The 19,965-nt window shown below is 66.8% G+C and carries 21 protein-coding genes; 15 read left to right on the top strand and 6 right to left on the bottom strand.

Going from position 1 to position 19,965, the window contains the following annotated elements:
• The first annotated feature begins 1 nt into the window (after position 1).
• From SBI67_RS00440 to SBI67_RS00410, 7 genes are all read left to right on the top strand, one after another.
• Positions 2-1,555 (top strand): S53 family peptidase, encoded by a 1,554-nt coding sequence (locus tag SBI67_RS00440; protein ID WP_318979528.1) that lies wholly within the window; start codon positions 2-4, stop codon positions 1,553-1,555.
• Entirely contained in the window at positions 1,552-2,991 is a 1,440-nt protein-coding gene (locus SBI67_RS00435; protein ID WP_318978685.1) for a zinc ribbon domain-containing protein, read from the top strand. The genes SBI67_RS00440 and SBI67_RS00435 overlap by 4 nt, the downstream gene beginning before the upstream one ends.
• 23 nt (positions 2,992-3,014) lie before the next feature.
• Positions 3,015-3,761, top strand: a complete 747-nt coding sequence (locus SBI67_RS00430) for an alpha/beta fold hydrolase (protein WP_318978684.1) — start codon at positions 3,015-3,017, stop codon at positions 3,759-3,761.
• A gap of 104 nt (positions 3,762-3,865) precedes the next feature.
• Positions 3,866-4,474 carry a TetR/AcrR family transcriptional regulator gene (locus SBI67_RS00425; protein WP_318978683.1) on the top strand — a complete coding sequence of 203 codons (609 nt, stop codon included), beginning with the start codon at positions 3,866-3,868 and terminating at the stop codon, positions 4,472-4,474.
• 10 nt (positions 4,475-4,484) lie between these two features.
• Positions 4,485-5,789, top strand: coding sequence for a glycosyltransferase (locus SBI67_RS00420; RefSeq protein WP_318978682.1), 1,305 nt, complete (start codon positions 4,485-4,487; stop codon positions 5,787-5,789).
• Between the two features lie 145 nt (positions 5,790-5,934).
• On the top strand, positions 5,935-6,222 hold the full coding sequence (locus SBI67_RS00415; protein WP_318978681.1) for a hypothetical protein: 288 nt from the start codon (positions 5,935-5,937) through the stop codon (positions 6,220-6,222).
• A gap of 42 nt (positions 6,223-6,264) precedes the next feature.
• Positions 6,265-6,561, top strand: a complete 297-nt coding sequence (locus SBI67_RS00410) for a hypothetical protein (protein WP_318978680.1) — start codon at positions 6,265-6,267, stop codon at positions 6,559-6,561.
• Between the two features lie 6 nt (positions 6,562-6,567).
• On the opposite strand, the gene SBI67_RS00405 is transcribed toward SBI67_RS00410, so the two are convergent.
• The gene (locus SBI67_RS00405) at positions 6,568-7,341 is read right to left on the bottom strand and encodes a DUF427 domain-containing protein (protein WP_318978679.1); all 774 of its coding nucleotides are present in this window, start codon (positions 7,339-7,341) and stop codon (positions 6,568-6,570) included.
• A gap of 283 nt (positions 7,342-7,624) precedes the next feature.
• Here SBI67_RS00405 and SBI67_RS00400 point away from each other — a divergent pair, with 283 nt between their 5' ends.
• From SBI67_RS00400 to SBI67_RS00390, 3 genes are all read left to right on the top strand, one after another.
• Positions 7,625-9,088 (top strand): cellulase family glycosylhydrolase, encoded by a 1,464-nt coding sequence (locus SBI67_RS00400; RefSeq protein ID WP_318978678.1) that lies wholly within the window; start codon positions 7,625-7,627, stop codon positions 9,086-9,088.
• Positions 9,089-9,567: 479 nt separating this feature from the next.
• Positions 9,568-10,029 (top strand): hypothetical protein, encoded by a 462-nt coding sequence (locus SBI67_RS00395; protein WP_318978677.1) that lies wholly within the window; start codon positions 9,568-9,570, stop codon positions 10,027-10,029.
• A 521-nt stretch (positions 10,030-10,550) separates the two neighbouring features.
• Positions 10,551-10,985 carry a hypothetical protein gene (locus SBI67_RS00390; protein ID WP_318978676.1) on the top strand — a complete coding sequence of 145 codons (435 nt, stop codon included), beginning with the start codon at positions 10,551-10,553 and terminating at the stop codon, positions 10,983-10,985.
• 71 nt (positions 10,986-11,056) lie between these two features.
• Here SBI67_RS00390 and SBI67_RS00385 read toward each other — a convergent pair whose 3' ends face one another.
• Positions 11,057-11,389, bottom strand: coding sequence for a hypothetical protein (locus tag SBI67_RS00385; protein WP_413232380.1), 333 nt, complete (start codon positions 11,387-11,389; stop codon positions 11,057-11,059).
• A gap of 176 nt (positions 11,390-11,565) precedes the next feature.
• Here SBI67_RS00385 and SBI67_RS00380 point away from each other — a divergent pair, with 176 nt between their 5' ends.
• The gene (locus SBI67_RS00380; protein ID WP_318978675.1) at positions 11,566-12,423 is read left to right on the top strand and encodes a peptidoglycan recognition protein family protein; all 858 of its coding nucleotides are present in this window, start codon (positions 11,566-11,568) and stop codon (positions 12,421-12,423) included.
• Here the strand turns inward: SBI67_RS00380 and SBI67_RS00375 are convergent.
• The 3 genes from SBI67_RS00375 to SBI67_RS00365 form a co-directional block, all read right to left on the bottom strand.
• Positions 12,420-13,100: a DUF3060 domain-containing protein gene (locus SBI67_RS00375; RefSeq protein ID WP_318978674.1), complete on the bottom strand. Its 681-nt coding sequence runs from the start codon at positions 13,098-13,100 to the stop codon at positions 12,420-12,422. The two genes, SBI67_RS00380 and SBI67_RS00375, sit on opposite strands and share 4 nt — an antisense overlap.
• Before the next feature lie 51 nt (positions 13,101-13,151).
• The gene (locus SBI67_RS00370; protein WP_318979526.1) at positions 13,152-13,445 is read right to left on the bottom strand and encodes a hypothetical protein; all 294 of its coding nucleotides are present in this window, start codon (positions 13,443-13,445) and stop codon (positions 13,152-13,154) included.
• Between the two features lie 88 nt (positions 13,446-13,533).
• Positions 13,534-14,901 carry a cation:dicarboxylate symporter family transporter gene (locus SBI67_RS00365; protein WP_318978673.1) on the bottom strand — a complete coding sequence of 456 codons (1,368 nt, stop codon included), beginning with the start codon at positions 14,899-14,901 and terminating at the stop codon, positions 13,534-13,536.
• A 63-nt stretch (positions 14,902-14,964) separates the two neighbouring features.
• Between SBI67_RS00365 and SBI67_RS00360 the strand changes: the two genes are divergently transcribed.
• The 4 genes from SBI67_RS00360 to SBI67_RS00345 all read left to right on the top strand — a co-directional run bounded on the left by SBI67_RS00360 (position 14,965) and on the right by SBI67_RS00345 (position 19,643).
• Positions 14,965-16,542 carry a sensor histidine kinase gene (locus SBI67_RS00360; protein WP_318978672.1) on the top strand — a complete coding sequence of 526 codons (1,578 nt, stop codon included), beginning with the start codon at positions 14,965-14,967 and terminating at the stop codon, positions 16,540-16,542.
• Entirely contained in the window at positions 16,539-17,225 is a 687-nt protein-coding gene (locus SBI67_RS00355) for a response regulator (RefSeq protein WP_318978671.1), read from the top strand. The genes SBI67_RS00360 and SBI67_RS00355 overlap by 4 nt, the downstream gene beginning before the upstream one ends.
• 128 nt (positions 17,226-17,353) lie before the next feature.
• On the top strand, positions 17,354-18,187 hold the full coding sequence (locus SBI67_RS00350) for an amidase (protein WP_318978670.1): 834 nt from the start codon (positions 17,354-17,356) through the stop codon (positions 18,185-18,187).
• Between the two features lie 463 nt (positions 18,188-18,650).
• Positions 18,651-19,643 (top strand): MmpL3/TtfA transport complex stabilizer, encoded by a 993-nt coding sequence (locus tag SBI67_RS00345; RefSeq protein ID WP_318978669.1) that lies wholly within the window; start codon positions 18,651-18,653, stop codon positions 19,641-19,643.
• Here SBI67_RS00345 and SBI67_RS00340 read toward each other — a convergent pair.
• Positions 19,640-19,960: a hypothetical protein gene (locus tag SBI67_RS00340; RefSeq protein WP_318978668.1), complete on the bottom strand. Its 321-nt coding sequence runs from the start codon at positions 19,958-19,960 to the stop codon at positions 19,640-19,642. The genes SBI67_RS00345 and SBI67_RS00340 overlap by 4 nt on opposite strands.
• Positions 19,961-19,965: the final 5 nt, after the last annotated feature.

Raw genomic sequence — 19,965 nt, 5'->3', positions numbered from 1 at the left:
GATGGGAACGCTGCTGGCAGCGGATCTTTCGGTGCTGCCGGCCCCCGGGCCGGCCGTCATCTCCGGTCCGTATGCGCGGCTGCTGGCGGCCTCGACCGATCTGGGGGAGTCCCGCGGACGTGATGTCCGTCTGACGGTCAGCTTGGCCGATGCGCGCCGCCCCGACGAATTGATCGGGTGGTCGCAGGCACGTGGTCTGCGGGTGCGCTGGCGGCAGGGTGACGACTGGGCTGTGGTCGTAGGCGAAGCCACCGGGATGGCCCGCGCCTTCGGCGTCCCGGTGCGCGACTACCGGGGCCGCCGTGGGCAGGTGTTCTATGCGTCGCCGCGCCAGCCGGCGGTGCCCGAGGCGTTGACCGCGTCGATCACCGCCGCCGGCCGCATCCTGGGCTACACACCGCACCACACCGCCCGCCCGGATCTGCTGCCCATGGATGTGCCCGGCCATGGGCTGGGCCCGGACGCCTTGTTGACTGCCTACAACGCGCATCCGCTCGCGGCGGCCGGGTTCACCGGTGCCGGCGCCACCCTCGTCATTTTCGGTTTCGACGGTTTCGCGCAGAGCGATCTCGACGCCTTCGCCGACAGCTCGGCACTGCCTCGGTTCACGCCGGTGGTGGTTGGTGGACAACCGGGACCACCGGGCGCCGAGACCACCATGGATCTTCAAGTGGCCCATGCGATCGCACCGGATGCGCAACTGGTCGTGGTCAATGCGCGGCCAACCGTGGAGGGCGACGGCGGTTACGAGAAGATCGGCCGGCTGTTCGAGGAGACGGCTCGGCAGTTCCCCGGAGCGGTGTGGAGCCTGTCGATCGGCTGGGGGTGCGACCGGTTGCCCGCAGCCGCCGACCTCGCTCCGGTGCGCACTGCCCTGGTGGCCGCACAACGCACCGGTACCGCGGTATTCGACGCGAGCGGCGACAACGGTGGCCTGGAATGCAAAGGTGGCCCGGATTGGTCCGCGCCACCGGGTCTCGACGATATCGGGCTCGACGCGGTCGCCTCGCTTCCCGAGGTGACGTCCGTCGGTGGCACCACGCTGTCCACCGACGCGCAGGGGCAGTGGCTGGCCGAACAGGCCTGGGTCGACGTGCCCATGTCGCTGGGCAGCAGCGGTGGAATCTCGAAGTTGTTCCCCCGCCCCGCCTTCCAGGCTTCGATCCGGACGAATCGATACAAGGAACAACGATTGGTCCCGGATGTGTCCGCGCTGGCCGACCCGTTCACCGGTGTCCGCATCGTGCTGGACGGCCAGCCGCGTATCGGCGCGGGCACCTCGCAGGCGGCGCCGATCTGGGGGGCCTTGACGGTGCTCATGAACCAATACCTGCAAGCCCATGGCGGACGTCTACTCGGCGGCGATCTGAATCCGCTGCTCTACCAAGTGGCTTCAGGCGCCCGGGCGCCTGGCTTCCGCGATGTCAGCCTCGGCTCCAACGCGGTGGACGTCTCGACTCCTGGCTATGACCTGGTGACCGGCCTGGGCAGCCCCAACGTCGACAACCTGGTACGTGACCTGCTGGACGCGCAGACCGGCGCGGCGCGTCGATGACACCCACCCTTGCGCGGCGAGCGCCGCTGTGGGGGGCGGTGCTGTTCGTGCTGGTCGTGCTGATCATTCTGGCGATGCTGCGCTGGCAGGCGCCGATGATCGGTGCCGGCGCGGTCGGCGTCCCGCTGGTGCTGGTGAGTTACCTTCGCGGCAGCGGTCAACCGCCGCGGGCGCTGGCTGTGGTGGCGGTGGTCGGGGCGGTGTTGGGCCTGGGGTGGGCGCTGGTCACCGGTGACATCGTGGCCCATGCCTACGATGTCGCACTGGGGGACGGCGTGACCGTCGACCACACCGTCCGCGATGGCCTGGTCATCTCGGTAGGCGGGGCCCTCGTCATGTTGGCGCCTGCCGTGCTGGCCTACCGGTTGATTCGAGATCCGTTGACCGGCTTGATGTTCGGCGCTCTCGGCGCGAGCAGTTTCACGGTGGTGACGACGCTGACGCGCCTGGCTCCGCAATTGGCGACCGGGGTGTCCACCGGTGAGCGGTCAACTGCCGGCCTGCTCGCCGAGGCGTTGATCCAGGGTGTCGCCGTTCCGGTGCTTGCCGCGGCCGTCGGCGCCATGGTGGGGGCGGCAGCGGGCTCGCATCGCCGGCGGGTGGTGTTGGTGGTCGCCAGCGTGGTCGGAGCGGCAGTGCTCTACGGCTGCCTGGGTCTGGTGGAGGCGGCTCCGCTTGCGCAAGGCGTGCAGATGGGTGTGCATCTTGGCTTGGCGGCCCTGGCGGTGCTGGCGATGCGCACCGTGCTTCGAGCGGGTTCGGGTGACCGGTCTCCCGAACTTTCGCGCGAGGTGTCGGTGCTGCCGCCGGTTGCAGTGGGCGTCGTCATCGCCGCCGCGATCACATCAGCGGTGTCCCTGGTGATCACCCCCGCGATCCCCAACTATCGATGCCCGCCCGACTGTGGACAGCCGCCGATCGGCACACCGGTGGCGACCAATCCGCGCTTCACCGCCGCGGACGGATCCTTCTCGGTCTCCTATCCCGGCCCGGGCACCGCCTACCGCGCGGAGCTCGACCCCGACGGCGTCACCCTGGATTTCGGCGCAGGGGACACCGGCACGGTGGAGCTGTTCGGCGAGCCGGCCAACGGGCGCACGCCGCGGATGATCACCGAGGAGCTGCTTGCCCGCAGCTACCCCAACGCCACCGTGGACTACGAGATCCCCAATGCCGCAGTCGGTTACCAACCCGGTTACGGGGTGTTCGCCGACGACTACCCGCAGGATTCGACCGGCACGTACACGCGGCTACGCATCATGGTGATGGTCGCCGTCAAGAACGACCTGGCTCTGGTGGCTTCTGCGATCGGGCCCTACCACGAGTTCAGCCCGTCGTTCGGTATCGGGCATCCCTCGGGCGCCAACCTGCAACTGGCGATGGACATCGGCAAGTACGTCAACAGCTTCAGTTGGCGCGGCGACCCACCGCGCTGACGCCGTGATGCCAGGATGGGCTCATGACGGTGGTTCTGGTGCACGGCAATCCGGAGACCGATGCGCTCTGGGGCCCGCTGGTCGAGGCGTTGGGCCGAGATGACGTCATCCGGTTGTCTCCGCCGGGTTTCGGCGCGCCGCTGCCCGATGGCTGGCCCGCCACCTATCTGGACTACCGCGACTGGCTCGTAGATGAACTGGGGCGCATCGACGGCCCGATCGATCTGGTGGGCCACGACTGGGGCGGCAACCACGTGGTGAACGCCATGATGCACCGGCCAGATTTGGTGCGCAGCTGGACCACCGACATCATCGGGGTGTTCGACCCCGAGTACGTCTGGCACGAGGCGGCCCAGATCTGGCAGACGCCCGGCGCCGGTGAACAGTTCGTCGACGCGCTGGTCGGCGGCACGGTGTCGGAGCGTGCCGAGCGGCTGACCGCACTCGGGATCACCGCGCCGGTGGCCGCGGAGATCGCCGTCGGTCTCGGCCCGGAGATGGGCCGGGCCATCCTGGCGCTGTACCGCTCCGTTCCGCCGCCAGTGCTGGCCGAAGCCGGCCGTCAGTTGGGCAACGCGGCTGCCCGGCCGGGACTGTGCCTGCTGGCCACCGAAGACCACTACACCGGCTCGCAGGAAATCCGTCGCCGGGCGGCCGACCGCGCGGGCGCCCGCACCGAGGTGCTCGACGGACTGGGGCACTGGTGGATGGTGCAGGATCCGCACCGCGGCGCCGCGGCACTGACGAAATTCTGGGAGTCTCTTCAGTAGCTGGGATGCCTGAAACGCCAGCTCAAATGTAAAAACCGGATGAAAACTGCATCGAAGTTCAGGAAATTGATGCGCCGCTGTCTCGATCCTGACAGCATGGGCGGGTGTCCGTCAGCCGCGCCGAACGTCGTGACAAGCTGCTGCGCGCCGCACAGACTGCGGTGATGAAGCACGGCGTCGACGTGCAACTCAAACAGGTCGCCGCCGAGGTCGGGCTGACTTCCGGCGCGGTGCTGTACCACTTCCCGGATATCCAAACCCTGCTGATCGAAGCCAACCAAGCCGGCGTGGAACGGTTCTACGACGCGCGGCTGCGTGCCATCGAAGGCGTCACCGAGCCCGACCGCAAACTGGTCATCACGATCGAGTCCGGGCTGCCCGTCGACTCCGAGGATCCCGCGGTCAAACTGATGTGTGCGCTCGGCGGCGCCGCCTCCCGCTTTCCCGCCTACGCGGTGATGCTCACATCGCTGTACGACCGGCAGGTGGCGATGTACCAGGTGATTTTGGAAACCGGTGCGGCACAAGAGATTTTCTCGCTCACCTCGCCGTCGCTGACCATCGCGCGCAATATTGTCGCGCTGGAGGACGCCTACGGATACCGCATGGTGGCACGGCACCCGAGCCTGGACGCCGCAACCGCCACCGAACTGATTCTCGACTACGCGCGGGTGGCAACCGGCCACCCGCTTCCCCGACCCGGCCGAGTGTGAAGGGTTGCCCATGACCACATTGACCATCATGTTCTGGCCGGAGTCGGCCTACGGACCGACGAACCAGTGCATCGGGCTGGCCGCCGTGCTGCGCGACCGGGGCCACCGGATCGTGTTCGCGGCCGAAAGCTCGTGGGCGGGAAAGCTCGCCCCGTTCGGCTTCGTCGAAGAACTCGTGGATCTCGCCGAGCCGGCGGCCGGCGCCGAGGACGACGATCCAGGCAAGTTCTGGACCGACTTCATCGCCGAGACCGCGCCGGAATTCCGCAAACCGACGGTCGAGCAGCTGCAGACGTTCATCCAGCCGACCTATCAGGCGCTGATCGACGGCGCCAAGTACTGCGAGCCCCGACTGCGGCAGATCATCGCCACTCATCGTCCGGACGTCATCGTCGAGGACAATGTCGTGCTGTTCCCCGCGCTGGCCTCGGCGGGTGTGCCATTCGTCCGCATCGTGTCCTGTAGCCCGCTGGAGGTCACGGGACCCGATGTGCCCCCGCCATTTTCCGGACTGCCCAGCGCGGATCGGTCGCAGTGGGACGCCTACCGTGCCGAATACGATCGCACCCACCGCGCCATGTGGTCCGAGTTCAACGAGTGGGTGCAGGCCCAGGGTGCGGCCCCGCTGCCGGAACTGGAATTCATGCCGCGCGACAACGCCGCCAACTTGTACGTCTACCCGGCCGAAGCGGACTACCTAGAGGCCCGGCCGTTGGACGGTACCTGGGTGCGGATGGACTCCAGCGTCCGCGAAACCGACGAGGAGTATGTGCTGCCCGCCGCGGTCGCCGACCGGCCCGACGGTAGCGCGTTGATCTACCTGTCGTTGGGTTCCCTCGGTGGCGCGGACGTCGAACTGATGCAGCGCCTGGTCGACGTGTTGGGCACCACCCGGCATCGCTACATCGTCAGCATGGGTCCGCAGGCGGATCGAATCACGTTGGCGGACAATATGATCGGTGCTCAGATGCTGCCGCAGACCAAGGTCATCCCGCAGGTCGACCTGGTGATCTCGCACGGCGGCAACAACACCGTCACCGAGACGCTGCACTTCGGGAAACCGCTGATCGTGCTCCCGCTGTTCTGGGATCAGTACGAGAACGCACAGCGGATCGACGAACTCGGCTTCGGGATCCGATTGAATACCTACGGTTTCGCCGACCAGGACCTCACCGCAGCGGTCGAGCGGCTGCTGGCCGACGACGAGTTGCGCGCCAAGCTGGTCGGTATCGGCGCGGCGATCAGGGCCCGCGACGGGCTGCGGGTGGGCGCCGATGCCATCGAACGGGTCGGAACGCAGTCCGCGGGTTCCTGACGGGAGACTCCAAGCCCGTATCCAGTTGTCGCACGGGAAACTTGCGGTCGAGGCGCTGGGTGCACACAGCCGGCTGGTGTATGTCACGATGGTAGATGGCTCGTTGCCGCACCGCGGGTGCGGCACCTCGGATAGGACAGATGTCATGGCTTCTCGGGTAGTGGTTCGGCGGATCGGGATGACAGCCGGATGCGCGGCGTTGGTCGCGCTGGGCGGGCTGACCGCAGCATGCGGATCGGGCGGCAAGGAGGCTCCCTCGAGCACCACGACCACGACGACCACTACCACCACGACGACCACCACCACGACACCGGCGACGGTGGCGCCGACGGAGAAATCGATCGTTCCCGGCGGCGGCAACCTGTTCACGCCCACCGTGCTGGCACCGCCCGCGGCGACCGAGCCGCCCGGCGTACATCGGCACACGTCGTAGTCGGTCAGCGCAGAGTCAGACAGCGGAGAAAAGGACAGCAACGTGAATTCACAGTTGGTGCGGCGCCGTATCGGTGTTGCCGCGGGGGCTTTGGCCATTGTCGCCGTCGGTGGCCTGAGCGCGGCGTGCAGTAACAGCGCCAAGGAGAGCCCGAGCACCAGCACGACGACCACGACGACAACGACCACGAGTGCTCCGGCGAGCCCGTCGGCGACGGTCGCGCCGACCGAGAAGTCGGTCAGCCCGACCGGCGGCAACCTGTTCACCCCCTCGGTGGTCGCACCTCCGGCCCCGACGGTGCCTGGTGGTCAGCATCCGGGGATCAACGGTATTTCCTGACCGTCGTCAGCTGAAATGCGTTGCCGGGCGCGGTAACCGCGCGCCGTCGACGGTGATGTCGACCTTCTCGTTGTAGAACGCGACCAGGCCGCTGATGGCGCTCACCGCGGGCAGTGGGTAGTCGTACACCCAGGCGAGATCCGGGTGAACGGTGTCGGCGGTACGCACCGACCAGTAACCGGTGGTGGTGCCCTTGTAGGGACACAGCGTCTGTGTTTCGCTGGGCACCAGATGCTCGAAGCGGACATCGGTGCGGTCTAGGTAATACCTTGTCGGTAGGCCGGTTTCGAACAACAGCACTGGACTGTGGGATTCGGCGAGCACCACGCCGTCCAACTCGACGACGACGTGGCGGTGCGAGCGCAGGGCATCGACTCGGGTATATGGATTACGCGGATGCCCGACGATGCGTTCGTCTTCCTCGAACCACTGCAGGCTGGTCCACTCGAAGCGCACGTACCCCGGCAGCAGGCCGTCGCCGTCGGCGTCGAAGACCCGCGCCGCCGACGCGACGGTGACCTCGCCGGCCACCACCGAATGCAGCCGGAAGGGGCCGAACTGGCTGCGTTGCGGATGATCCTCGTCCACCAGGTGTTCGGTGCGAACATCGGCCAGCGGAATGTAGTACTGGGGGTAATACGGCAATTCCCACACGTAGCGGGCCGCCGTGGTGTCGAAGACGACGGTTCCGTTGCAGTAGCCGCGGACCCGGCGCGGCACGGGCTCGACTCGGCCTCGGTCAGCTGCGTTGCGCGGGTAGTCGGTCGAGTCGGCGGCCATGGTGCCATTCTCGCACCGACGCTGTGGTACTCGTCCCTGCGTACGAGGGTTGATGACTGCGGAATGAAACTTTGCCCGTAATGGCCAATACCGCGTATTACGCAGTGCCATCGATTACTCGACACGCCGAATTGGATTGCGGGCTGGCAATGGTCTGTACGTGAGAATGACGTCTGGGCCGGCAGGGGGTCAGAGAGATTGGGTGTGCGTGCGTCGGAGGATGATCAACCCTGCCCGTAAATACTCTCGGGCCGCAGCGTCGATCACCGTTTCGATACTGACGGTGGCGACGCTGGCGCTGGTCCCCACGTCGCAACGGCACCGCCCGGTGGAATCCGACCGCGTCACCCCGTTGGCCGTGTCGGCGTCCACCTTGGGCTTCGCCGACTCACAGGTCTTCTTCTACAACGACGACCAGATTGCGCAAACGGTTCAGCGCTGGGTTGCGAGCAATATCCGCACCGTTCGAATCGGCATCCCGTGGGCCGGTGTCGAGGCCAGCAGGGGAAGCTTCGATTGGTCGCGCGCCGACCGGGTAGTGACCGCGGCGGCCGCGGCGAACATATCGATCATCTGTGCCATCACGTCGAGCCCGTTGTGGGCGGCGGCGGCCGGGGCCCTACCGCCACATGGCCGGCCGGCCTCACCGGATGCCTACGGAGCGTTCACCGCGCAGGTAGCCCAGCGATACAAGGGAAAGATCGCGGCGTACGAGATCTGGAACGAACCCAATGGCATCATCGGCTACCGGCCGTTTCCGGATCCGGCCGGATATACCGAGCTTCTCAAGGCGGCGTACCCCCGAATCAAGGCGGTCGATCCGTCGGTCACCGTGCTGGGCGGGGTGCTCGGTTCGGGAAAGACCTGGGGCGCCCTCACGATCAACCCGGTCACCTTTCTGTCGAAGATGTATGCCGCCGGGGCCGCGCCGTACTTCGATGCGCTGTCGTACCACCCATACAGCTACAGCATGAAGTTCTCCGACGGGATGTACCAAAGCGATTCCCCGCTCGATCAGCTGGTGCGGCTGCGGCAGACCATGCTCGCCAATAGTGAAGGCGCTAAGACGATCTGGATCACCGAGTTCGGCGCGCCCACCAACAGGGTGTCCGAGGCGACCCAGGCGGCGCTGATGTCGGACATGATCAGCAGTTGGCGGCAACTGCCCTACGGCGGCCCGCTGATGCTCTACACCACACGCGATCTGAACAGCTCGAGCTGGGCCGACGACGACCGCTTCGGGGTGTATCGCTCGAACTGGACGCCCAAGCAGTCGGCTCAGGTGGTGGCAGCCCCGCCGGTGCCCGGCGCCGCCTACCAGCGGTTCGCGGCGAATACGGATCCGTCGCTCGGTGAAGTGCTCAGCCCGGTCTTCGCGGCGACCTCGAAGGTCGCGGCGCAACTGCGTACCGGTGGCATGTTGTGGGAGCTGGCCCCGGGACAGTTCGTCGCCTCGCCTGGGCCGGTCGGTGATATGGCTCGCGCCCGACGGGTGACGCCCACGTCGGCGTTCGCGAACGGTTACCAGGACTTCACCGGCAGCACTCCCGTCCGGATCTGGTACTCGCCGGCCACCGGAGCGCATTGGGCCAGTAGGGAATTCGTCAAGGCGTGGGTTCCCGAGTTGGGTTTGGCGACCTCCGATGAGCGATGGTCGGGCGCCAGCACCAAGGTGACATTCGAGCGTGGCTCGATCACCTGGACGCCGTTTGTCGGGACAAAGGTCTCGCTCACTCAGCAACGCTGAGGTCTGATTTACCGGCTTTGACGCCGGTTTGCGCCGCGCGTGGGCCGCGGCGGCCCTGCCGTACTCACCTGGCGCACCCGGGTGGCGGGTTCGCTGATCACTATCAATTAGCTGTGTGTAACACGTAGCAACACTGTGGCGATATTGCACTTTCGGGTGGTGTCGCAGGGCTGGGCGGGCTTGGCCTTCTCGGCTGGCAACGACGCTGTGGGCTGATGTCCGCGTGTTGGTCGAGACCCTGGCGGAGGTCGTCGCTAGGCCTATTGCGGCGCTTTGAACTGGCCTTATCGGTCGCCACAGAGTTGTCACGGTGCGTCGATCCGGCTGGCTTTGCCGGGCGGAAGGGCGTTGAAAGCTAATCTTGGGCGGTCCACGCGGATAGAGGTTTATCGCAAGATGGTCACGGGGTATGGATCGATCACCGATGGCTGTGGTAACTTCCATTCGCCAACAAAGTAGTTTGCTGGAAGGAGACGGAGATGGAACGACGTCAGGGTTTGGGGCGCAAGATGATCGCGACGGTGGCGATCGCCGGTGGCGGCCTGGCTGCCGCGATGGGCATTGCCACTGCCGCGGCCGGGACTGCGGCTGCTGATTCTCAGCAAAATGTGCTGACCCAGATCGGCAACAAGACCACCCCGCTGTCGCAGCGGCTTGGGCAGTTCGGGACCAATGTGCTCGTCAACGGCGGGACCGTGGGGACGAACCTGTTGAAGAACAGCGGCACCGTGGGCTCGGACGCTCAGGTCAACCTCGGGACTGTCGGAACGAACCTGTTGAAGAGCGGCGGCACCGCGGCCAGCGATGCCCAGCAGCAATTGGGGGCGGCCGGTAGCAGCGCCCAGCAGCAGCTGGGGGCGGCCGGTAGCAGCGCCCAGCAGCAGCTCGGGTCGGCGGCCAGTAACGCGGTCAAGTCGATCGGATCCGCTCTCGGCGGCTGATTCTGCAAGCTTCACCCCCGACGACCACCGGCCCGCTCGCCGTCGCGAGCGGGCCGCTGGTCTGTCTGGGGCCGTTGCCGGCCTTCCGTCAGCTCTTTGCTGGCGTGTCGCGCGACGATTTTCTTCCGACGTCGGAACGGTGGCCGATCCGGAGTCCGGGCGGCCATTGATTTGCCACAAACACAGCTAACGTGCCGACTCGACGGTGCGCGGGCGACGGGTGTTCAGGGCCCGACGAAGCTGCGGTACCGCCGGTACTGAATCGGAGCTGGTAGACCCAAATTTGTCGAGGACGTAAAAACTTGCTGGCTGCTCAGGGGGCGTATCATCGTCGGCCTGACCCGTGCACGCAGCGCAGTGCGCCGCCGATTGCCAAATCCCCCGCCGCTTGCAGGCAAATATTTTTCCGCCGCGTAAGGTTTGGATATTCCGCTCTGGGGCTACTTCAATCGTGGTTTGCATCACAGACCACGTGCTAGCTTAGGCGGGCTCGGTTGGGATTTGCTGGAGGGAGAGCAATCATGGATCACAAGGTGGGGTCGGAAAGCCGGAAATGGGTGCGGGTCATCGCGGTGACCGGTACGGCGACGGCCCTCGCAATCGGTGGGAGTGTGGCTGGTGCGGGATCGGCATTCGCCGATTCGCAACAGAACGTCGTCACCAGTACGGGCAACATGGCGACCCCGAACCAGACGATCGGGGAGTTCGGGTCCAACCTGTCGCACAACCTGGGTGTGTTCGGCAGCAATCTGTTGGTGAACGCTGGAAAGGTCGGATCCAACGCGCAGCAACAGCTGGGCAAGACCGGCACCAACCTGCTCGTCAACAGTGGAAAGTTCACCACGAACCTGTCGACGAATATCGGTAAGACCGGTGGCAACCTGAGCAAGAATGCCGGCCAGTTCGGCGGCAATCTCGTGAAGAACATCGGGAAGTTCCTCAGCGGAAACGGCTAGGCCGACAGCGATATCCACATGGGCGGCACCTCCGGGTGCCGCCCATGTGGCGCGTTGGGGCCGACCGCAACTCAACGGGAGCAGTCCAATGACACCGACACGGTGCGACTCACGACCACCGGAATGACATCCCGGTGCTCGCGGCCACCGACACGGACGAACTCGGTGCGCTCGTGCGGATTCCGCACGCCGGTCACCACGCACTGATCCAGGGGCGCAGAGCCCACCCGGTCGATCTTCACGTCGGAACCTTGCGCCTCCAACAGGCCGATGGTGACCACCGCGGACTCTCCGGCCGCGGACGCCGCCGGGGCCGTCCACGCGCCGAGCATCAACGCGGTCCCGAGCGGCGCCGCGATGGCGGCCGTGGTGGCGGCGAAACGCTTGGCGATGATGCTTCTCATGGTGAGACTCCTTGTGCGAGTAGGCGTATTGATCCGTATTGATCCATGCCGCCGGGGTAGGTTGACTGGTATCCATCCTGTCGGCGCGGGGCGTGGTGCCGCTTGGAGGTTCGGTGGAGATCGGGTGGAGAGCACCGGTAGGCGGCCGGTAGCGATCGAGGTGGGGAGGCAACGCGGTGCCGTCAAGGCGACCCTGGACGGGGAATCCGGTCTGGCTGGCCGATGTGTTGCGAGCCGAGGGCCTGGACGTGGTCGAGTATCCGGGCTGGCGGGATCGAGGCCACGGTGCCTTCGAGGACATCCGCGGAGTGATGGTGCATCACACCGGTTCGGATACGGCGACGGCGGCGTCGATCGCCGTCGGCCGACCAGACCTGGCCGGGCCGTTGTCGCAACTCCACATCGCCAGGGATGGAACGGTGACGGTGGTGGCGCTGGGTGTGGCGTGGCATGCCGGTGTCGGGATGTATCCATGGGTGCCCGCGAACATGGGCAACTGGCATCTGATCGGGATCGAATGCGCCAACAGCGGCACCAGCCCGCTCGCGCCGCATCGCCAGAATTGGCCGGATGCCCAATATTTCGCGCTCGTCGGGTGCTGTGCGGCGATCAACCGCAGGTTGGGTCAGACATCGTCGCGGACCATCGGGCATAAGGAGTACGCGGGATACGCCCAAGGCAAGTGGGATCCGGGTGCCATCGATATGGCCGTGCTGCGCCGCGATATCGGAGTCCGCATCGGTGAGTTGACCAACCCCGCCGCCGACCGCCGCCCACCGGTGCCGGTGGGCGAGTACACCGGCATCCTGTTGTTCGCCGGATCGCAGGGACCGCAGGTCGCCGAATTGCAGCGACGGCTCAAGTACGCCTACGCGTCGTATGCCGGCGATCTGGTGATCGACGGCATCTTCGGTCCGCAGACCGAAGCCGCCGTGCGCGAATTCCAGCGCCGCACACCCGGGCTGGCGGTCGACGGCATCGTCGGGCCCGCAACCGCGGCGGCATTGCGGCTCAGGGTGTTACCGCAGACCTAACCGTGTTCGACCACGTTGCCTTCGCCGGACTTGGTGATCGCCGGGTCACCCGAGCGGAACGCGATGTGATTGTCGAATCCGGCGGCGGTGATGGTGTCGGCGGTGTCCACGGTGACGTTGTTCTCGAAGCCGGACACCGTCAGGCTGGTGCAGTGCCCGGTGATGGTGACCCGGTTGTTGGCCCCGCTGACCACCACCACATTCTGATCGCACGTCATCGACTTGACCGCGCCGATACCCGAGACGCTCACGGTGCTGCCCGGCTGCGGGATGTCCTGCGGCGGGACGTCCTGCGGCGGGACGCCCGGCGCCTGCGTCACGGCGGATCCGCGGCTCGACGGGGTCTCGGTGAGGATGCCACCGCCACCGGAGATGCTGGGGATGCCGGGGATGGACGCGGCATTCCGGTACATCACCCAGCCCGCGCCGCCGACCGCCGCCAGAAACACCAGCATGATCGGGACAATCAGCATCCAGGGCCGCAGGCCCGAACGCAACGGTGGCGCAGGCGGGTATCCGACCGGATATGCGTTGGCGGGGTAGGGCCACTGCGCTACCGGCGGCGGGTAACCCATGCCGGTCCGGTGGTCGGCTCCCAGTTCGGATGCCCTGGCCATATCGCTGAGCGGTTGCTCCAGAGCCCGGATTCGGGCCTCGGGATCATCCTCTGGGTTCATCTGCCGATGGTCCCACATCGGCGCCACGACAAGGGGCGATAAGACAAGGGGTTACCTGGAGCAGTCCAGGGACACCGTGATGGTGCGCCGCACCACGATCGGGACGAATACGTCGCGATCACCGCGCCGCTCCACTTGGACGAGTCTCGTTTCTGATTGCGGATTTCGGACGCTGGTGACCACGCACTGGTCCAGTGGAGCACTCCCCACCCGGTCGACGTTGACGTGAAAACCCTGCGATTGCAGCGTTCCGATGGTGGCCACCGCCGACTCCGCCCGAGCCGGGCCTGCGGTCGACAGCGCCGCCGCCGGTATGACGAACAGGGCGATCAACACAGTACGCATACCCATGACACGGTGTCCGTCCGGAAATGGTTCACCCACAACGAAAAACCCGGCCGGAGTAGCTCCGGCCGGGCCTTTCGTGCGCACCCTACGCCGGCACCGGGACGCGCGCCGATGCCGGTTCTTCGGTGCGTCCGCCGTGGTCGCTGTCGACCATGGTCAGCTCGTCGAACGGGACGTCACCGCGCAGCACCGCGTCGACCCTGGCCCGATCGATGGTCTTGGTCCACGACCCGACCAGGACGGTGGCGACGGCGTTGCCGGAGAAGTTGGTGACCGCGCGTGCTTCGGACATGAAGCGGTCGATACCGACGATCAGGCCGACCCCGTCGAGCAGATCGGGCCGGTGGCTCTGCAGTCCGCCTGCCAGCGTGGCCATCCCGGCGCCACTGACCCCGGCGGCGCCCTTGGAGGCGACGATCATGAACACCAACAGCGACAGCTGCTCGCCCAGTGACAGCGGGTGCCCCATCGCATCGGCGATGAACAACGAGGCCATGGTCAGGTAGATCGCCGTGCCGTCCAGGTTGAACGAGTACCCGGTGGGCACCACGACGCCGACGGTGCTGCGGTCCACGCCCAGGTGCTCCATCTTGGCGATCAACCGCGGCAGCGCGGATTCCGACGACGAAGTCGAGAAGATCAGCAGATATTCGCGGGCCAGGTAGCGCACCAGTTTGAAGATCGACACCCCGGACACCGCGCGCATCAGCACGCCCAGCACGCCGAACACGAACACGATGCAGGTCAGGTAGAAGCCCAGCATCAGGGCCAGCAGCTGGGTGACCGCGCTCCAGCCGGTCTGGGCCACCACGTTGGCGATAGCGCCGAATGCGCCGATGGGTGCCAGCCACAGGATCATGGTGAGCACCTTGAACACCAGCTTCTGCAGATGCTCGACACCGCGCAGGATGGGCTCACCGGCGGTGCCCATCGCCTGCAGCGCGAACCCGACGAGCAAGGCAACGAACAACGCCTGCAACACATTTCCCTCCGTCAGCGAGGACAGCAGGGTGGTCGGGATGATGTGGGTGACGAAGTCCATCAGGCCGCCGGCCTCATGCGCCTTCTCGGCGAGCGCGGCGCCTTGACCGGCCGCCTTCTCCGACAGGTGCATTCCCGAACCCGGCTTGAGCAGGTTGCCCACCACCAGACCGATGCCCAGCGCGATGGTCGACATGATCAGGAAGTAGACGAAAGCCAGCCCGCCGACGCGGCCGACCGTGGCGGCTTTGCGGACCGACCCGATGCCCAACACGATGGTGCAGAAGATGACCGGCGCGATCATCATCTTGATCAGGCTGACGAACATGGTGCCAAGGACGCCGACGTCCTTGCCGATCGACGGGGCGAGCAGGCCGACAGCGACGCCGATGACGACGGCGGCGATGACGGCGATATAAAGCCAGTGCGTGCGGTCCCGCTTCTTCGCGGGCGTGTCCGTGGTGGAGGTCATGTAAGGATGGTCGGCGAGTGCGTGATCCCGGTCACGTTTTAGTTCATTTCGTTCAGTATGGGGGTGTCGGTGCGCAGGTGGTGGCCGGCCACGTCGCGGTGGTCGCTGGCGGGTCAGGCGATCGCGCTGCAGATCGTCGTGGTGGTGCTGGTGGTGCTCGCCGGCACCGGCCTGGCCCTGCTGGACGCGCGCCGGGACGGCGACGACGCGGCACGCCAGCAGGTGATCGGCATCGCGACGGCGCTGGCTGATTCCCAGTCGACCGCGCAGGCCATCGAATCGGGTTCGGCGACAAGCTCGTTGCAGCCGGTGACCGAGGCGGTGCGCAAGGCCACCGGCATTGCCTTCATCACCATCATGGCGCCCGACGGCATCCGGTTCACCCACACCGATCCCTCGCAGATCGGCGGGCACTACCTGGGCACCCTGGAGCCCGCGCTGCGCGGTCAGACGTTCACCGAGGTCTACACCGGAACATTGGGCCCGTCGATCCGGGCCGTCGCCCCGGTGCGCGCGGCCGACGGCCGGATCGTGGGGCTGGTGTCGGCGGGTATCACCCGCCAGACCCTGGCCCAGCGCTGGCGATCGCAGATCACCACCATCGCGGCGGTCACCGTGGCGGCGCTGGCCATCTCCTTGACGGGAGCCTGGGCGATCCGGCGCCGGTTGCTGCGCCAGACCCACGGCCTGCGGCCGGACGAGCTGCGGGTGATGTATGACCATCATGACGCCGTCCTGCATTCGGTGTCGGAGGGGCTGATCGTGCTCGATGGTGACGGCGTGGCGCTGGTCAACGACGAGGCGCGCCGGCTGCTGGGACTGCCGGAGGGGCCGGTGACGCGTGCCGACCTGCCCGAGTTCCTGCGCAGCCAGGATCCGGGCGTGCGCGACGAGCTGCAGGTCACCGAGGAGCGGGTGCTGGTGGTCAACCGGGCATCGGTGGCGGACCAACGCGGTGACCGGGGCCGGGCGGCAGGGTCGGAGGTGGTGACCATCCGCGACCGCACCGAGTTACAGGATGCGCTGGGGGAACTGAGCGCCCTGAAGGTGCTCACCGATTCGTTACGCGCGCAGGCGCACGAACAGGCGAACAAACTGCACACCGTCATCACCATGGTGGAAATGGGTCGCCCCGAGGACGCGGTGCGGTTCGCCACCGACGAATTGGAACTGTCGCAGCGGCTGGTCGACCGGTTGTCGCAGTCGGTGCGCGAACCCGCCCTGGTGGCGCTGTTGTTGGGGAAGGCGGCGCAGGCCGATGAACGCGGCATCACCCTGACCGTCACCGAGGACACCCAGTTGTCCGCCGATATCCCGTTGACGGGCCAGGAGATCGTCACCGTGCTGGGCAACCTCATCGACAATGCGCTCGATGCCTGCGATCGGGACGAGCCGTGGGTCGAGGTCACGGTGAACCAGGACGACCAGGCGCTGATGATCAAGGTGGCCGACAGCGGCCCCGGCATGGACCCGGCGACGTTCGAGCGGGCGTTGCGGCGTGGGTATTCGACCAAGACCGATGCGGCGGGGCACGGTTTGGGCCTGGCGCTGGTGGCTCAGGTGGTCAACCGGCACGGCGGCACGGTGGCCGCCGAGCTGTCGTATGGCTCGGTGGTCACCGTGACGGTGCCCGTCCCATGAGCGCGATCCGGGTGCTGATCGTCGAGGACGAACCACTGATCGCCGAGGCGCACCAGGCGTATCTCGGCCGGGTCGACGGGTTTTCGGTGGTCGCGGTGGTGCACACCGCTCGTGACGCGATGCGGGTCGCGGCGGAGGCGCAACCGCCTGTCGATCTGGTGCTGCTCGACCTCGGTCTGCCCGATGCCAGCGGTATCGCACTGGCATCGGGGCTGTCGGGGCTGGCGCCGGCGCCGGACATCATCGCGATCACCTCCGAGCGGGATCTGGAGATGGTCCGTGCCGCGGTCGCGCACGGGGCGCTGGCCTATCTGCTCAAGCCGTTCACCTTTGCCGCCTTCCGGGATCGGATGGAGCGATATCGCCGCTACCGCAACGCGCTGCCTGCCGGTACCGAGGCGGCCAGTCAGGCCGAGGTTGACCGCGCCTTCACGGAATTGCGGGTGGCCACCGACAAAGCGGTCACGCCCAAAGGCGTCGCACCACACACCACGGACGAGATCGCGCGGGTGGTGCGGGACAGCCCGGGTGGCCTGACGGCCGACGAGGTCGCCGCTCAGGTCGGTGTCTCCCGGGTGACGGCATGGCGATACCTGGAGCGCCTCGCCGACGACGGCACCGTCACCCGCAGCACCGATTACGGGAAGGCCGGGCGGCCCAAGACGCGTTATCAGTGGCGCTGAGCGCCGCGGTCCCGCGCATCGCCTGAGTGACTAATCGAAAATCACGGCTTGGCAAAGAATTCGTCAGGCGGCAGCAAATGGCCAATTCGAGAATTATGATTCTGCGAATTGTGTCCGAAGGGATTGCCGTGAGTTCGACCAGAACGCGCATTGGGCTGACCTCGCTGACGGTTTTCGGTGTTGTTTCGGGTGTCGTCTCGGCCCTTGTCTCGGCCCTTGTCTCGGCCGTTGTCTCGGGGGCATCCGGCGCCGTGGTGCTGGCGACCGCTGGTGCGGCGCCGGAATCGGCGGCCGACGCCCGCGCCGTCACCGTCAACACCGGCAGCTTCGATCTCAACATCCGGTCGGCACCGTCGACGGCGAGCCAGAAAATCGGCACCGTCGCCAATCATTCGCAGGTGGTCATCACCTGTTATGCCCGCGGCACGGTATTCGTCGGCGGGCCGTATCAGCTGCGCACGGATCTGTGGAACCGTCTGGACAGCGGGGGTTACGTCACCGACGCAATGCTCGACACCGGCTCCAATGATCCGATCGTCCCGCCGTGCGCCACCGAATCGTCGCGGCCGACGTCGGCGCGGGCCACCGGGCGGAAGGCGCAGGCGAACCCGGCCAAGAACGGCACGGACGCCTGGGCGGCGTTGGAGAAGTGGTTCTTCGTTTCGGGCCAGCAGTTCTACCCGGCGGTCACCGCGACACCGCAGGATCTGGCCGGTTCGGCCAGGTCGGCGGGCTGGACGGTGGTGGACGATCCGCAGCCGCGGGCGATCGTGGTGATTCCGGGCGGCCGGCTCGATGCCCCGCCGGCGGGTCATGTCGCGTGGGTGGACTCGACGTCGAAGCGGCCCGATGGCACGTATCTGACGCTGACCGAGATGGGCGGCCCCGGCCGCGGTCCGGGTACCTGGTCGGCGCGCACGGTGAAAGCCGAGAAAGGGCTGTCGTTCGTACTCTTGCCGTGAGGCACGCCAGCTAATTTGACAGCAATGTCAATTCAAGTGGATGGACTGCTTCGCCGACACGCGGAGTGGCGCAATGTGACCGAAAGTTTGCTGATCCGGGCACTGTGATCTGGCGCTCACTTTGTGCCGCCAAGGTAAGAATCCGTGATGTGACGGATGGGGCGACCACGCATCGGGTGAATTGCCAGTGCTCGGTACGTCCAGTTCAGAGCCTTGTGACGAGTTGCTACCACGAGGTCACAAATGCATAACGAATTGTTTCCTGTGCGGTGTATAAGAGGTTGACGGCAGCTCAACGCACGGTGGCGCGCAATGCCGGGTTTGCCTGTCGGATGCGTCGCTAGACTCGATCGGGAACGCGCCATCCTCGGCGCATCGCGACTGAATCTAGTGCCGGTGCAGTTATACCGGCGGAGGTGTCGAAGAAATGGCAAGTGTTTTCGTGCGCGCAAATGACGCCGCCGTGACCGAATCCCGGACCGCGTATGCGGGGTCGGTGCAGATCGGGCGGGGCGCGATTGCCGACGTCGCCGCCGATTCCAGGACCATCGTCGTGGCCAACCTCGGCGACGAGTCGGTCACCGTGGTGCGCCCGGATACCGTCGCGGCCCCGGCCGTGGTCGACGTGGCCGGTGAGCCCACGGCCATCGCACTCGCCGAGGACCGCGCCTACGTGATCACCAGCGCCGCCGAGGTCGACACCGTCGTGGTCGTCGACACCAGGGCCAACGCCGTGGTAGCCAGCTACCCGCTGGCCTTCACCGCCACCGCCGTCGAGGTGAGCGGCGACGGCAAGCGTGCCTACGTCGCGCGCACCGGCACCGACCACGTCGACATCGCCGTCGTCGACACCACTGCCGAGCGGGTGGGCACCATCGACATCCCGGCCGGAATCGGCGCCTCGATCGACGGGCTGGCGATGTCCGCATCGGGGCGGGAGCTGTACGCCGCCGTCACGACCATCACGGGCAGCCGCCTGCTGATGATCGACACCGAGACCGCCACCGTGCGCAAGTCGCTGTCGATCGGAGCCCCGATCCGCGATCTCGCGCTCACCAAGACCGCGGCCTACGTGCTGACCTCTGATCTGAGCTCACTCGGCGCCATCGTCGTGGTGGACCTGGCGGCCTTCACCGTCACCGGCACCGTCGCGGCCGGCGCGCTGCCGATTCAGATGGCGCTCTCGGCCGACGGCTCGCGTGCCTACGTGGTGGACTACGACCAGGTCGCGGTGCTGTGCACAGTCACCAACGACGTGCTGGAGACCATCACGGTCGGCTCTCGGCCCACCGCCCTGGCGCTCAGCGGGCAGGGGGACCGGCTCTACGTCGCGGACGTGGACGGCCGGATCACCGCGTTCCGGGTGACCCCGCCCGCGCCGATGTACTCGCCGTTCGGGGCCGTTGCCCTCAACGATGCCCGCGAAGCCCGCCAGCTGGAGTCGGTCGGCGTCTAGCTGCCCGAGATCGACCGGTTGCAGTCCAAGGTCACCGAGATCGACTGACTGATGGTCTGCTGCACCAGCACCCGCTCGTCGGTGCCGGGCCCCACATAGGGCACCCACTGCTTGACGGTGTTCGGGTTGCGCACGTTGGTCACCACGCATTGGCTCAGCGGCAGGGTGCCGGTGCGGTCGATGTTGACCGTGTAGCCCTCGGACTGCAGACGGCTGATGGTCTCCTGCGCCGTCTCCTCGGCCCAAGCCGCAGGGACGGTGACCGCCGCGGCTGCGGTGGCCGCGGCGATCGTGGCCAAGGCCCATCTCATTCGCATCTGTC

The sequence above is a fragment of the Mycolicibacterium chengduense genome (assembly GCF_033741155.1).
Lineage (GTDB): Bacteria > Actinomycetota > Actinomycetes > Mycobacteriales > Mycobacteriaceae > Mycobacterium.
The sequence above is the reverse complement of the archived record's forward strand: the minus strand, read 5'-3'. Positions and strand labels throughout refer to the sequence as shown.